This window comes from Arthrobacter sp. TE26545 (assembly GCF_056279005.1).
Genome location: NZ_JBWBQM010000001.1, coordinates 1,739,133 through 1,754,201 on the forward strand (window position 1 = coordinate 1,739,133; position 15,069 = coordinate 1,754,201).

Annotated in this window: 10 protein-coding genes; 7 read left to right on the top strand and 3 right to left on the bottom strand. The window is 65.4% G+C overall.

The annotated features are described in order from the left end of the window. Nucleotide 1 precedes the first annotated feature (1 nt). From ACZ9CK_RS07745 to ACZ9CK_RS07755, 3 genes are all read left to right on the top strand, one after another. Complete coding sequence (locus ACZ9CK_RS07745; RefSeq protein ID WP_426303226.1) at nucleotides 2-1,237, top strand: FAD-dependent oxidoreductase; 1,236 nt, start codon at nucleotides 2-4, stop codon at nucleotides 1,235-1,237. A 104-nt stretch (nucleotides 1,238-1,341) separates the two neighbouring features. Next, a complete protein-coding gene (locus ACZ9CK_RS07750) occupies nucleotides 1,342-2,256 on the top strand; it encodes an RNA polymerase sigma-70 factor (RefSeq protein ID WP_426303227.1) in 915 nt (304 codons plus the stop codon). Nucleotides 2,257-2,523: 267 nt separating this feature from the next. Beyond that, nucleotides 2,524-3,261 carry an SDR family oxidoreductase gene (locus tag ACZ9CK_RS07755; protein ID WP_426303228.1) on the top strand — a complete coding sequence of 246 codons (738 nt, stop codon included), beginning with the start codon at nucleotides 2,524-2,526 and terminating at the stop codon, nucleotides 3,259-3,261. Between the two features lie 353 nt (nucleotides 3,262-3,614). On the opposite strand, the gene ACZ9CK_RS07760 is transcribed toward ACZ9CK_RS07755, so the two are convergent. The 3 genes from ACZ9CK_RS07760 to ACZ9CK_RS07770 are packed head-to-tail and all read right to left on the bottom strand — an operon-like array spanning nucleotide 3,615 to nucleotide 9,213. Beyond that, the gene (locus ACZ9CK_RS07760; protein WP_476049664.1) at nucleotides 3,615-5,807 is read right to left on the bottom strand and encodes an alpha-galactosidase; all 2,193 of its coding nucleotides are present in this window, start codon (nucleotides 5,805-5,807) and stop codon (nucleotides 3,615-3,617) included. A gap of 56 nt (nucleotides 5,808-5,863) precedes the next feature. Then, a complete protein-coding gene (locus tag ACZ9CK_RS07765) occupies nucleotides 5,864-8,215 on the bottom strand; it encodes a glycosyl hydrolase family 95 catalytic domain-containing protein (protein WP_476049665.1) in 2,352 nt (783 codons plus the stop codon). Continuing rightward, nucleotides 8,212-9,213 (bottom strand): LacI family DNA-binding transcriptional regulator, encoded by a 1,002-nt coding sequence (locus ACZ9CK_RS07770; RefSeq protein ID WP_426303231.1) that lies wholly within the window; start codon nucleotides 9,211-9,213, stop codon nucleotides 8,212-8,214. Before ACZ9CK_RS07770 ends, ACZ9CK_RS07765 begins: the two co-directional genes overlap by 4 nt. Before the next feature lie 299 nt (nucleotides 9,214-9,512). Between ACZ9CK_RS07770 and ACZ9CK_RS07775 the strand changes: the two genes are divergently transcribed. From ACZ9CK_RS07775 to ACZ9CK_RS07790, 4 genes are all read left to right on the top strand, one after another. Next, on the top strand, nucleotides 9,513-10,787 hold the full coding sequence (locus ACZ9CK_RS07775; RefSeq protein ID WP_426303232.1) for an ABC transporter substrate-binding protein: 1,275 nt from the start codon (nucleotides 9,513-9,515) through the stop codon (nucleotides 10,785-10,787). 67 nt (nucleotides 10,788-10,854) lie between these two features. Further along, a complete protein-coding gene (locus ACZ9CK_RS07780; protein WP_476049666.1) occupies nucleotides 10,855-11,814 on the top strand; it encodes a carbohydrate ABC transporter permease in 960 nt (319 codons plus the stop codon). Further along, entirely contained in the window at nucleotides 11,814-12,719 is a 906-nt protein-coding gene (locus ACZ9CK_RS07785; RefSeq protein ID WP_476049667.1) for a carbohydrate ABC transporter permease, read from the top strand. The genes ACZ9CK_RS07780 and ACZ9CK_RS07785 overlap by 1 nt, the downstream gene beginning before the upstream one ends. Further along, complete coding sequence (locus ACZ9CK_RS07790; RefSeq protein ID WP_476049668.1) at nucleotides 12,719-15,058, top strand: beta-glucosidase; 2,340 nt, start codon at nucleotides 12,719-12,721, stop codon at nucleotides 15,056-15,058. The genes ACZ9CK_RS07785 and ACZ9CK_RS07790 overlap by 1 nt, the downstream gene beginning before the upstream one ends. The last annotated feature ends 11 nt before the right edge of the window (nucleotides 15,059-15,069 follow it).

A 15,069-nucleotide genomic window follows, 5' to 3' on the forward strand; every position in this document is an offset into this window, starting at 1 on the left:
CGTGCTGAACTGTCTAGTCATCGGATCCGGAATAGCCGGACTCGCCACCGCGATCTCGTTGCAGAAAGCCGGCCATCACGCCACCGTGTTCGAGGCCTACCCTGAGCCCTCGGACGGCGTCGGTGGCTTCCTCACGGTGGCCGTCAACGGCTTCGATGCCCTGGAAACGCTCGGGCTCAAAGGCGCAGCCGCCGATCTGGGCTTCAGCACCCCACGGATGTCCATGTACCTGGGCAGCACCGGGAAACACCTCATCGACTTTGACTACGGCGGATCCCTCCCTGACGGCACCACCGCGCGCACCATGACGCGTTCCGAGCTGTATGGCATGTTCCGCGAGGCAGCCGGCCGCAGCGGGATCCGCATCGAGTACGGCAAGCGGCTCGCTGCGGTGAAGGAAGCGCCCGACGGCGTCACGGCCGTTTTCGCGGACGGCACCTCCGCGCGTGGAGACTTGGTGGTGGGCGCCGACGGCCTCCGCTCGGCCGTGCGGCCGCTGATCGATCCCTCGTCCCCGGCTCCCCGCAATATCCCGCTGCTCAACACCGGCGGGATCGTCGAAGCCGGTTTGCTCCCGGCGGAGCTCCTGGACGTCGAACCAGGGCGCATGAAGATGGTCTTCGGGAAGCGCTGCTTCTATTGCTACATGCAGGATCCGGAAGGCAGGATCTGGTGGTTCGCCAATCCACTGCAGCGGTTATCGGAGGATCCGGCCACGCTTGACCACGGCGCCCGCAAGTCCTGGCTGATACAGCTCGTAGCAGGGGACCGCACTCCGATGGCTAAGATCATCGCGGCTACTGACGGCATTATCCGGCCGTACGCCACCTCTGACTTTCCGAGCATTCCCCGCTGGCATCGGGGCGGCCTGGTCCTTGTGGGAGACGCTGCCCACGCTGCATCGCCGTCGTCCGGGCAGGGTGCTTCCATGGCCATCGAAGACGCCGTCGTGCTCGGGCGATCGCTCCGGGGCATCTCCACCGACGATATCCCCGGCGCCTTGTCCCGCTACGAGAATGAACGCCGGAACCGGGCGGAACTGGTGGTCGAATGGGGCCGCCGGAACGCCGCCCCGAAGGTCCGCGGCCAATTCAAGAGAGTCTTCGAAGACCTCGTGTTGAAGGCCGTCTTCCGCTCACTCGCCCGGAAGGCGGCCGACAACTTCGACTGGGTCTATCGCCATCACATCGACTGGGATGCGCCGGCAGTCACAAACGTGAGGGCTGTTCGGCCTTAGTTGGTGAAGGTGCCGGAGGACATGCTGCGGCTCTCGAGCGAATGGAATGTTTGGGCCATAAACCGGCGCCAGTGCTCCACCCGATAGGGCAGTACCATTGGCGCATGGATGCCGCCTCCGGGTCAGCCGCCGAATTAGAAACCGCATCGGCGGTATTCGCGGATGTCCGTCCCCGATTGTTTGGGATCGCCTACCGCATGCTCGGCAGTGTCAGCGAGGCGGAGGACATCGTGCAGGAGACGTGGATTCGTTGGCAGACTTACGATCGCAGCACGGTTCGGAACGCACCGGCATTCCTGGCGACCACCGCCACCCGTCTCGCCATCAACGCTGGGCAGTCGGCACGAGTTCGTCGTGAGATGTATGTCGGTCCGTGGCTACCGGAGCCGGTGGACACAAGCGCCGACCCTGAACTAGGCGCACTGCATGGTGAAGCGCTCGAGTTTGCCGTGTTGCTGATACTGGAGAAGCTGTCGCCGACCGAACGGGCCGCCTATGTGTTGCGGCAGGCGTTCGATTACCCATACGAAGATATCGCGGAGATCATCCAACAGACCCAAACGAACGCGCGCCAGTTGGTGAGCAGGGCGCGCAAACGCCTTGCTGGCGAGAAGCGCGTGGCGGTGAGCGTGGGCGAGCAGCAGCGTCTGCTGGAAGCATTCCTGACTGCTGCACGAACCGGGGACCTCGCTGCATTGGAGGAACTGTTCGCCGCGGACGTCGTCAGCTACTCAGACGGCGGCGGTAAGGTTCGGGCTTCCAAGTTCCCTGTTGTCGGAAGGGAACGGGTCGCGAAGTACTACAGGGCGTTCGCGTCACGCTTCTGGGCTGGGGTCGATACCGACCTCTTCATGGCTAACGGTAGGCCTTCGGCACGACTGGCACGGGATGGTGTCGTATTCGCCGTCGTGACGGTCACGGCCTCTGCCGATGGTATTGACCGGCTGTTGTGGACCATGAACCCCGACAAGCTCTCCGGTGTTAAGCTGGTTGGCCCACCTAGCGTGGATGATGTCTGAGACCAGCCGGGTCTGGCGAGGTCCCCGCGGGTAGGAGAGGGCCCCGACCGCCGTTTTCATGGCTTGCTTTGGGCGATCCGCGCGCCGCCCCACGGCCCGGCCAGTGGTTCGGAGAGTTGGCCCAGACGGGCTCGCCGGCTTTACGACGTTCGGCGTTGAACCAAAGCGCGATCTTCAACGGCTGTCACAAGTTGATTCGGTAACCGGTCATAGCTGGTGGACGGAATGCCACCGCATTCCTATACGCCACTTATCGGAAGGAAGATCATGAAGATCGTAGTTTTCGGCGGAACTGGCCTGATCGGCAGGCAGGTTGTGGAACTCCTGAGGAGCCAGGGCCATGAGGCGATCCCGGCGTCCCCGTCTACCGGAGTGGATTCGGTGACTGGCCTGGGGCTGGATGAGGCGATGGCGGGGGCCGATGTCGTTGTCGACCTGACGAACACTGCCGATTTCGATGAGAAGGTGGTCGTCCCCTTCTTCTCCGCCTCATCCCGCAACCTTCTTGCCGCTGAGAAAAAGGCCGGTGTGCGGCATCATGTGGCGCTATCGGTAGTCGGAACCGACCGTATCGGGGCTATCGGCTACTTTGCCGGTAAAACTGCGCAGGAGAAAGCCATTAGGGAAGGCGGAGTGCCGTACACCCTGCTGCGCGCCACTCAGTTCTTCGAGTTCATCCCGATGATTGCTGACGCCGGCACGCGGGACGGATCGGTTTATGTGACTAGTCACCTGATGCAACCGATGGCTGCAGCGGACGTCGCTCGCATCGTCGCGGAGACTGCAGTCGAACCCGCGACTAACGGTGTCGTTGAGATAGCAGGCCCTGAGCGCGCAGGAATTAACGAATTCGTGGCCCGGGTTCTCGCTGCTCACAATGATCCGCGCGCAGTGGTCATTGATATTGAGGCTGGCTACTTCGGTATGCCGATCGAAGAGACGAGCATCGTTCCCCTCGGGGACGCCCGCATTGGGAACATTTCGCTGAAGGAGTGGCTGAGCTGAGGTCCGCGGAACCGGACGCGGATGGAAGTAGTTTCCCTAAAGGTGCCACAGACTGCGTTCGTAGCCGCTCGTAGCTGGTGGACGCAACATCGCATTCCTGAATGCCACTAATGGAAGGAAGATCGAAGCGACCATTTTCGACACCCGTTTCGTAGAGTGGCTGAACAAGCAGTAGCCGGACCCAGCGGGGTGTCCTTCGCAGAAGCTGTTGGAGGGCGCCCCGCTTCCCGCTGCGCACCATTTTCGACACAAGGCACTACTTTCCGGGACGCCGCGTACCGTCGCGAGGGAGCGAGCCGGCGGTGATTCGGCCGCCCGCCTCCGCTGCCCTGACCCGGAGGCGTGGCGGACGTTCAGGCATCGACGCGGACCAGTCGTAGCACAAGCACCCGGTCCGGGAGTGAGGTGGGCAGGTCGAGACCCGCCTCCCGGAGAAGGCTCCCCGAGTAGGACGGCGCCTCGGCATCGGAGTCGAGACCGGCGGTCTGGTCCAGCCAGTACGGACTCAGCCACCAGGGGCCGAGCGAGTCGGGTCGAACGGACTCGACGCGGTACCGCGCCTCCGCCAAAAGCCCTGGCAGGCGGACTCGACGGCGCGAATCCGCGGACAGCTGCGGCGTCACGATGGTGTAGATCGCCTCCGAGCCGTCCGTGGCCACGACACCGCGCAGGGCCGGCGCACCAGGGTCAAAGTCGCCATCGGCGACGACGCGGCCGGTGCTGATGAGTTCCCGATGCTCCTGATACGCGGAGATCCAGCCCGAAAGGATGGCCGCCTCCGCATCTTCCAGCTCTCGGATGTCCCACTCGATGCCGAAATGACCGAGAAACGCGATCGCGCAGCGGGTGTGCAGATCACTGGTGCGCCCCGTGACGGAGGAAACGGGTGAGGCAACGTGAGAGCCGAGCATCTCGGGCGGGACGAGGAGTCCGGTCCAGCGGAGCATCCGGGAGCGGTCGAGGGGGTCATGATTGTCGGAGGTATGCACGCGGTCGGTGCGCTCGAGGATCCCGAGGTCGACGCGTCCGCCTCCCGACGCGCAACTTTCGATCTCGAGCCCGGGGTGTCGCTGGCGCAGCTCATCGATCAGCTCGTACAGGGCGAGGGTTTGATCGTGCACGGCGGGCGCTCCCGTCGTAGGGTTGCCCGCGTCGATCAGGTCGCGGTTATGGTCCCACTTGAGGTAGGTCACGCCGTTGTTTGTCACCAGGCCATCGAGAACCCCGAGAATATGCGCAAAAGCCTCCGGATTGCTCAGGTCGAGCACCTGCTGGTAGCGGAAACGTGGCGGCAGTTCCGCACGCGCCTTGAGGATCCAGTCGGGGTGCGCGCGGGCGAGGTCGGAGTCCTCATTGATCATCTCGGGCTCGACCCACAGGCCGAATTCCATCCCGAGGCCACGGACGTGCTCCGCGAGCGGGCCGAGACCGTCCGGCCACACCACCGGGTCCGGGGTCCAATCGCCCAAACCGGCGGTGTCGTCCCTTCGGCCCAGGAACCAGCCGTCGTCGAGCACGAAGCGCTCGACTCCGAGGCCGGCAGCGCGCGTCGCGAGCTCTGCCAGGGTGCCGAAGTCGTGGTCGAAGTACACCGCCTCCCATACGTTGAGCGTGACAGGGCGTGGACGACGCGAAGAACGTGAGCGCTCCCGCAAGAAGCCGTGGTAGCGGGCGGCGGCGTCGTCCAGACCCGTCCCGAAGCTGCCGTAAACCCAGGGGGACACGTAGCTCTCACCGCTTGCCAGGCGCACTTCACCGGGCAAGAGGAGTTCGCCGCCGCGGAAGGCCAAATGCCCGTCACTCCGCTCGACGGCGTGCTCGTGGTTACCGCCGATGCCGACGTGGCAGAGCCACACACGGCCGGCGCCCGCGTCGAAGCCCGGCGTCCCGATGGCGACGACTGTTGTTGCGTCCAGGCCGGTGCGGCCGCGGCGGGACTCGCGCGTGTGGGTCCCGAAGACGACGGGGTGACGCTGCGGGATCTTCTCGGTGGCCCAGCGGCCCGAAAAATCCAGTATTTCGCGCGCATCGCTCGGCACGCGCAGGGCTGGGTTCACGCCGACTATTTCGAGGTGTCCGTGTGCATCGCTGTCATTGCGCACGCTCACCCGTGTCCGAAGCAGTCCGGAGGCAGAGAGATCGATCTCTAGCTTGACGCCGATTCCGGCCCACTCGTCGTTCGCATCGATGCTTACGAGACCACCCTCCCGCTGAGCCACGCCACCCTCGGCGAGCGTTTCACCGTCCACGGCGACCGAAACCACATCCAGCCGCGGTGACCATGCGGCGCCCGCGCGATGGGCCCTGATGCCAGGAAGGCCGCCCCACCCATGCGAGTGCTCGGGCAGGATGCCGGGCTCGTATGGGACGTCAGATTGCCCGCCAATCCCGGTGCGGACGCCGGTTCTGGCGTATTCGATGAGGTCGCGGTCACTCGCGTGGATCCGAGGGCCCCAGTGCGCAATCACAGGCAGCGCACCTGCCGTCTGAGTGAGGAGAACGGACACGTTATCGGTGGTGAGATGGATCACCCGGGAGGATGGCATAGAGACATTCATACCGTCAATCGCCGTGCGAGTAAAGCAAGAGATCGATTTCTGACCTAGTCGCGCAGCCACTCCAGCTCGACGCGAACGGGCCGCTCGCCGATGTCGAGCTGTGTGCCCGTCAGCGGCTCGCCGTCAACGCGGATTGCCGCGGCGCGGGGGAGCCGCATCCGCGTCCCCGCCGACGGTGCCAGCCACCCGGCTCCAGGAAGGCGACGCACCGTGAAGGAGGCTCCCTGCGGCTCCCAGTCAAGCCGGTCTACGGCGAGGCCCCCGCGTGCGCGAAGTCCCGTCACGCTGCCGCGCGGCCATGTGGCGGGCAGGGCCGGCAGCACTGACAGCGAGTCGGTGCTGGACCCGAGCAACATCGAGGCAACGAGGCCTGGAAGGCCTCCGCTGGCGTCCAGGTTGAAAATCCTGCCCGCATCGTGCGTTGTTGTCAGGGCCGGGCTCCAGTGCTCAACCGCGAGCCAGTTGACGCAGGTTTCGGCCGCCGCTGCATCCCCGAGCGCCGCAGCGGCCATCCCGACTTGGACGAGGCCGAATGCCATCTCCATCCGTCCAGGCGGCGCGGTGGGCGCCTCAGCACGCCACGCGATCTTGTTCCTCACGGTCGCAGAGGCGGCCGCACGCAATCGCGTCGCCTCCTCGCCGTCGCCGTCGAAGGCCGGATCAATCTCGTACCACAGCGGGTAAAGCTGGGAGGCATGCCGGTGCGCGATGTTCTCACTCCACTGGGGGTCGAGCCACTCGGCGAGAGTGCCGTCTGCCGCGACGCGATAGGGCTGCAGATCGCGTAGGACACGTGACCATCGTTCATCCAGGGAGTCGTCGCCGCGGGCCCGGCCGAGTAGCGCCGTCGCCCGTGCGGCATCACGGAGAATGGCACCATCGATCGTCGCATCCGTCGCGAGGGGGACCCGGGCGCCTTCCGGTGTGTTCTCGGGTGAATAGGAAGGAACAATTCTGCGGACGCCGTCGACCTCAAGCAATGCGGTCTCGGCAAAACGGAGGACTCCTTCGGCAAGTTCCCACACTCTGTCATCGACGATCGATCGGTCGCCGGTGGTGGCGACCACATCGGCTACGATCCGCAGAACCCAGCCGCCGCACCCGGTCCAGAACAGGTGGGGGTATTGCTCGGCGAAATGGTCGGCGCGGCCGTGCGTCGACATCCGTGAGGGTAACAGCATGCCCTCGGCGCCGAAGACGAGGCGTGCGTTATCGCGGTAGTCGTCAAGGTGGGGGAGCACGAGGTTCAGGAGCGACAGGGCAAGCTCCGGGGTGCCCGTGGGAGTCATGCCGGCCATGGCGCCGTTCTGCACGTTGCCGTTCAGGGTGTAGTCGGCCGACCAGGCGGGGCGCCAGGTGCCCTGCCAGACGCCCTGCAGGGTTGGTGGCAGCTCGCCGGTGGAGGCGATGATGTTTGCCCGGCCGCTCAAATACGCTGCCTCGATCACGCCGCGGCGCGCGCCGTCGTCGCCGGCGCGGGCCGCCGCCCAAAGGTCTTCGGTTCGTGACGCGGACGAGGTGCCCTGCAGATCCAGCAGCGATGCGCCGGTGAGGGGGCAACGCGCTTGCCGCTGCTCGCTGCGGACTGTGTCCCACGACGCCGGCACGACGCAGGCCGCTTCAACGCTGTGCCCGTTGCTCGGCAGCGTGAGGTCCACCCGGACCAGCCGCGACGCTCCGGGCCCCGTTTGGACGCTGGAGCGCGTGACGTCCCCATCGACCTGCCACTGCGTTCCGGTCACCGCCGTGACGGCGGCCCGGACCGCAGTCGATCCGTCGCCCGCGTCGGCCACCAGCAAGCCGCGGGCCCCGCCGTCGACACTGGCGCTGACCGCGGCGGAAGCGTCGGGAACCCCGGTGTCAAAGGACGCTGGCGCGCCGGCGCCCAGGCCGAGCTCGATGATGCTTGTGCTCTCGGGTTCCGATTCGAGCGCAAGCAGGACATACTCGCCACCGTGCGGGGCGATGAGCCGGAGCGCGTGCCGCCTGAGTTCGAGATCGGTCCACTCAACCGCGACCTCGCCAAGAAGCGGATCGATGGTCCGCTGCGACTCGGCGACGCCGCCGGGGGTGCGGATGGTGAGTGTCGCGCAGAGACCGAGCGGATCGGTCCAGATCAGGCCGTCGTCGTACCCGCTTGCGCGGACTCCGTCGCCGAGCGCTTCGCTTGCGACGTCGGCATCGCCGGAGAGTAGCGCGTCCCGCAGCCGCTCCCTCACAGGAGTGAGGTCGGGTGCGTCGGGTCGCGGGTTCACCGGGAGGAAATAGCGCTCGTGCGCGAGGGAAATCGTGATCGCGTCGGCCGGACCGTACGCGACGGCGCCGATCCGCCCGCTGCCAACGATGAGTCCCTCTTCCCAAGAGGGGGCTTCGGTGGCTGTCACAAAAGTGTTCATGCCGACTCTCGCTGGACAAGGGTGGTGTCAAGAATGGGCTGCCGGTCGACGTCGCGCCCTTGCAGGACCGCGAGGATGGTTTCTGCGGCGACCCGGCCCATATCCTCCAGCGGCTGTCGAACCGTCGTGAGTGTTGGATCCATGGTGGTCGCGATGGCGACGTCGTCGAAGCCGATCACGGCGACGTCGGACGGGACATCGCGACCGGCGGCCTGGAGGACCCGAATCGCTCCGCTCGCCATCAGGTCGGAGGACGCGAAGACGCCGTCGAGGTCCGGGTGTCGCTTGAGGAGGCGCGCCATCGCGGCCGAACCGCTCACAAGGGTGAACTCGCCATGCACGATCGGGCTGTCGTTGATGCCGAGCTGCGCGAGCTCGTCGCGCCAGCCCCTGATGCGGTCGCGGGCTGGCTCCATATCGCTTGGGCCCGCGATGATGCCCAGCCGTCGGCGTCCGGCGTCGACCAGCGCCCGCGCGGCGAGCCTGCCGCCTCCATAATTGTCGGAGTCGACGACGATCGCGTCGGGAGCGAGAGCGACGCGGGGGCGCCCAACCCACGCGATCGGCACGGGGGAGTCGACGAGCGCCTGCGCGAGATGGGTGATCTCGTGCTGAAGGATGACGATCGCACCGTCGATCGCCCCCGAGCGCAGAAACCGTGGGATGCGGTCGGCATCTTCGTGGTCGGCCGGCAGCAGGACGGGTTGGACCTCGCCGGCGTAAAGGCCCTTCGCAGCGCCCTTGAGCACCGACGTGAAGAACGTGCCTGTCAGGCTGTCCAGCTCGTTGAAGGCGACAATGAGCGCAATCGCCCCGGCGCGTCCGCCTCGCAGCACACGAGCGGCGCTGTTGGCCTCATAGCCCAGCTCCTTGGCGGCGCGCTCGACAGCGGCTGCCATCCTGGCGTCGACCTTCGTCTCGCCGGCGAGTACCCGCGCAGCCGTGGCGCGGGACACGCCCGCAATCTTGGCAACGTCCACCAGGGTGGGTCTTGGCATTGTGCATCCTTCTGAGGGTCGTCGACGATCGGCGTCGGTCCTCGACGCGAGACCAGGGCTCCAGACTTCGATCTCCAGGTCCCCACGAGAACGATATCCCGTCAGCGGAACCCGTCCCATTGGCCAATCTCTGTTGCCTACGAGTATAGAGATCGATACTCCGGTGAAGTAACTATTGGCATGAATTGCTATTGCGTGGCGCTGAACGGCAGACTACGGTTGTCGCCAGAGATCGTTCTCTCACCCGGAGCCCGAAGGCTCTGAGATCCCTTGCAAGTCCCCGACGAAGAGGAATTGTCGTGAAAAGAAGCTTGACGGCGATAGTCGCCACTGCAGCAGCCCTTGCCGTCGCTCTGACCGGATGCTCGTCGTCCGGCGGCGGCGCCAAATCGGCTGATCCGAATGCCGAGGTTTCCTTCTGGTCCTTCACCGGGATCAACGCGAAGGACAGCGTCAATGAGTACGCCAAGAAAGTGCCCGGCGCGAAGGTGAAGCTGACTGAGGTGGGCAGCACGACTGAGACTGCCACCGCCCTCACCGCCGCGCTGGCCGGGGGCAAGGTCCCCGACCTTGTCATGATCCAGAATGACGACTTGCCCAAGTTCGTCGAGAACAGCTCCAACTTCCTTGACCTGCGCACCCTCGGCGGCGACAACATCGGCCACGACTACCTCGGCTGGGCCGCCGGTGCCGCGACCGCGCCGGACGGCTCCGTCATCGGCATCCCGACGGACGTCGGAGGACTGGGCTTCGCGTACCGTGCCGATCTCTTCGAGAAGGCCGGTCTGCCGACAAAGCCCGACGAGGTCGCTGCCATGTGGAAGGACTGGCCCTCGTTCATCGCAATGGGCCGGAAGTACACGGCCGCCACCGGTAAGCCGTTCGTCGACAATATTGAGACCAGCGTCTTCTTCTCGACCGTCAACCAAGTCAGCGAGAAGTACTATTCGCCCGACGGCAAGCTTGTCTACGATACGAACCCCCAGGTGAAAGACGCATTCGATGTCGCCGTCAAAACCCATGACGCCGGCATCAGTGCGGGTATTGCGGCGTGGTCCTCGGGTTGGGGTCCAGGCCGCGCGAACGGTGCCTTCGCCGTCACCATCGCTCCCTCATGGATGCTCAAGGGCATCAAGACTGACGCCCCCAACACCGCAGGCAAGTGGCGCATCGCCAGCGTGCCCGGCGTCGGCGGCAACTGGGGTGGCAGCGTTATTGCCATCCCGGCCCGCGCCGAGCACCCCGAGGCTGCCTGGAACTACATCAAGACGATGATGTCGGCCGAAGGCCAAACGGACCACTTCACGCAGTCGGGCACCTTCCCGGCGGCGACCTCAGCCGTTGCAAGCCAGTCAGTCCTCGACTACACCGACCCGTTCTTCGGAGACTCGAAGATCGGCAAGGTCATGGCCACCTCCGTCCAGAAGTTCCCGTCGTTCTATAACGGCCCCGACACGACTCCGATCAACGGTGCGCTCCTCAACACCCTCGTCCAGCTGGAAGCCGGCGGCGTCACCTCCGATAAAGCCTGGGCGACCGCCCTCCACACGGCCAAGCAGGCCATCGGCGGCTGACCGTCCCACCCACCCGGGTGGCCCGGCGTGGACAGCGCCGGGCCACCCCTTCGACGGAGGTACCCCTGTGTCAACGGCGACAGCCACTCTCTCCCGCAATCAGCGCAAAGGCCCGATTCAGAAGGCTACGCGGATCCGCAACTCGCTCTCCGAGCGGCTCGCTCCCTACGCGTACGTTGCGCCTTTCTTCATCATCTTCATCGTCTTCGGACTTTTCCCCCTGCTCTTCACCTTCTACGTCTCGCTGTTCGACTGGAATCCCATTGGAAAGCAGACCTTCGTCGGCCTCAGGAACTTTGAGTTGCTCTTCGCCGACGGACGGTTCTGGAATGCGCTCCTGAACACGTTCGGAATCTTCCTGATCTCGACGATCCCGCAACTGCTTCTCGCGCTCTTTCTCGCGCACCTGCTCAACCATGCGCGTCTGCGCTGGGCGAACTTCTTTCGCATGGCGCTGCTGGTCCCGTACATCACCTCCGTCGCAGCGACCGCGATCGTATTCGCCCAGATCTTCGACAAGAACTTCGGCTTCATCAACTGGGTCCTGGGGCTGTTCGGGCTCCCGTCGGTGAACTTCCTTGCGAGCAACTACGGCTCCTGGATCCTCATCTCCGCGATGGTCATGTGGCGCTGGTTCGGGTACAACACGCTGCTTTACCTGGCTGGTTTGCAGTCGATGCCCCGGGAGATGTTCGAGGCGGCTTCCGTGGACGGCGCCTCGAGCTGGCAGCAGTTCCGCCACCTGACGATCCCGTCGCTGCGCCCCATCATCGTCTTCAGCGTCATCATGTCGACCATCGGCGGGCTGCAAATCTTCACGGAGCCGCTTCTCGTATCGCCCGAATCGGGCCTCACGTGCGGCGCGGGCCGACAGTGCCAGACCCTGTCCCTCTTTCTTTACGAGCAGGGTTTCGGCCTGTTCAAGTTCGGTTACGGTTCCGCGATCGGCGTCGTCCTGTTCGTGATCGTCGTTCTCGTATCGCTCCTCAACTTCTTCCTGTCCACACGTACGCGAAAGGCCCGCTGATGTCCGACGTAATCGATGAGGTCATCCCGCAGCGGGTGGCCGCACGCGGAGTGAAGCCGGGCCGCCGCCCCAAGCGCCGCGGCAAAGGCGGCAGAGTCAGTCGGCGCGTGTACGTGTTCCTCGCGCTCGCCGTCGTCGTGTCGGTGTTCCCGCTGTATTACATGTTCGTCATTGCGTCTGCGGGAGCCACAGCCGTGACCTCGATCCCGCCGCGAATGTACCCGGGCACGCAGTTCTTCGACGTCGCCGCGAAGGTGTTCGACACCGTCCCGTTCTTCGCTTCGCTGATGAACAGCGTCTTCGTCTCGCTCACGATCGCCGTCGTCTCCGCCGTCATGTGCGCGATGGCAGGCTTCGCGTTCGCCAAGCTTCAGTTCCCCGGCCGGAATGTGTTGTTCCTCATTGTTCTGTTGACGATGACCGTCCCTGCGCAGCTCAGCGTGATCCCGCAGTACCTGATCATTTCGGGACTTGACTGGGTTGACACGCTGCAAGCAATCATCGTCCCCGGGCTTGCCAGTGCGTTCGGTATCTTCTGGATGCGCCAACACATGGCGACCACCGTCAGCGACGAGCTCATTCAGTCCGCCCGCATTGACGGTGCCAATTCGTGGCAGATGTTCTGGGCGATCGCATTCCCGGTAGTGCGTCCGGCCGCGTTCGTGCTCGGACTGATTACGTTCACAGGGGTTTGGAACGACTTCATGTGGCCGTTCATTGTCCTGAAATCGCCGGAGTTGTTCACCGTGCAGATCGCACTCAAGCAACTCCAGGCCAACCGGACGGTTGATGTGGCTCTGGCCATGGGCGGCTCGTTCCTGGCTACGCTGCCCTTGCTGATCGTGTTCTTTTTTGTCGGCCGGCGCATGGTGTCGGGGATTATGGATGGGGCGTTCAAAGGCTGATGCTGCACGACATTTCCAGCACAGCCGCACTGCCCGAGACCGGTCTGACGGATACCGGCAACCAGCGGGGCTGGCGGGATCGATCGCTCCCTGCGGAGGAACGCGCGCGCTTGCTCACCGCCGAGCTGACCCTTGAAGAGAAGGCGGCCCAACTCGGATCCGTCTGGCTTACCGATTCGGCAGACGACTTCGCGCCAAAACTGGAGGGCGGTCCCGGGGCGGACGCCGATCCCTTTGAAGGCGGGCTCGGCCAGCTCACTCGCGTCTTCGGCACGGAACCGGTCACCGTCGCCGAGGGCGTGCGCCGCCTACGCGAGCTGCAGGAGCGGGTCGTTGCCGGCAACCGCCTCGGCATTCCGGCCATCGCACACGAAGAGTGCCTCACCGGTCTTGCGGCCTACGGCGCGACCGCCTTTCCGACGCCACTCGCCTGGGCAGCGACGTTCGATGAGGAACTGGTCCGCCAGATGGCGGAAGCGATCGGCTCCGACATGCGCGCTCTCGGCATCCACCAGGGACTCGCCCCCGTGGTCGATGTGGTGAAGGACTACCGCTGGGGCCGCGTTGAGGAGACCCTCGGCGAAGACCCCTACGTCGTTTCGCAGCTTGGTGCCGCGTATGTCGCGGGACTGGAGAGCACAGGGATTATTTCGACGTTGAAGCACTTTGCCGGGTACGCGGCATCCCGCGGTGCCCGCAACCACGGCCCCGTCAGCATGGGTGCGCGCGAGTTCGCCGACACCGTGCTGCCTCCATTTGAGGCCGCACTGCGGCAAGGCGGTGCCCGCAGTGTCATGACGTCCTATACAGATATCGACGGGGTGCCAAGCAGCTCAAACCGGCACCTGCTGACGACCTTGCTGCGCGATCGTTGGGGCTTCGAGGGCACGGTGGTCGCCGACTACTGGGCCGTGCCGTTCCTCTCTGCGATGCATCACGTCGCTGTCGACACCGCTGACGCGGGCCGGCTGGCCCTGCGCGCAGGAGTCGACGTCGAACTTCCGCAGACAGCGGCGTACGGCGAGTTGCCACGCCTGATCCGGGAGGGCGTCGTCGACGAGCGCGACCTCGACCGCTCCGTGCAGCGCCACCTCCGGCACAAGTTCGAGGCGGGACTCTTCGATGACGCGCCGCCTGTCCCGGTCGATGCCGAAAACGTCGATCTCGACAGCAGCCACAATCGGAAGATCTCCGCGCGGATCGCCGAGGAGTCGGTTGTGCTGCTGCGCGACGAGGATGCGCTGGAGCTTCTCAGTTCCGAGACCATCGCGGTCCTCGGCCCGGCGGCGGACCAATTCCGCAGCCTCGTCGGATGCTATGCGTTCCCCAACCATGTGCTTTCGAAACACCCCGGGCACGACCTCGGCATCAAGATTCCGACAATGCTTACCGCTATCCGCGAGGAGTTCGGAGCGGACCGGGTGCGGTTCGAGGCCGGTGGTGAAATCACTTCCGCTGATTCCGACGCCGTCTCCGCCGCTGTTGCGCTCGCTCGCGACAGCGACGTGGCGGTCGTGGTGGTCGGAGACATTGCCGGGTTGTTCGGCGACGGTACCTCAGGCGAAGGCTGCGACGCCACGGACCTTCGCTTGCCCGGAGGGCAGGATACGCTCGTCACCGCAGTCCTCGACACGGGCGTGCCGACTATCCTGGTCGTGTTGTCCGGTCGTCCGTACGCCCTTGGCGCCTACGGGAAGGCCCGTGCCATCGTCCAGGCGTTCTTCCCCGGAGCCGACGGCGCCGCCGCGGTTGCCGGAGTGCTCTCCGGTCGCGTTCCGGCAACAGGACGCCTGCCCGTGCAGATCCCGCGGCATCCGTACGCCTCGACGACGTACCTGCAGCCGGCGCTCGGGCTCTGGAACCCGGGGATCACCGCCCTGGACAACACACCGCTGTACCCGTTCGGCTTCGGACTCACCCGGGGCGCTATCACGTACGAAACAATCACCGCCGCAGCGACCCTCAGCACTGACGGCTCGCTCGACGCGGCCGTGACAATACGCAACGACGGCGATGACACCGTAGAGGTCGTCCAGCTCTACGCGGCCTTCCCGTCGGCGCCGGTGGTTCGCCCGGCGGTACAACTCATCGGGTACGCCCGGATCCGGATCGGGTCCGGTGAATCGCGCACGGTCTCCTTCCACGTAGACGCTGCCCGGCTCGCGGTCACCGGCGAATACGGGGCGCTCGGAGTCGACCCCGGCCCGCTGCACCTCATCGCCGGTCCGTCGGCAGCCGAGGCCGCTGTGGCGGCTGAGGTGACCATCGTCGGCGAGCGGCGGCTGCTCACAGAGCGTGCGCTGCGCACTCCATGGTCCATCGGTGCCCCGAGCAGCTAGGCGTCCCGTAT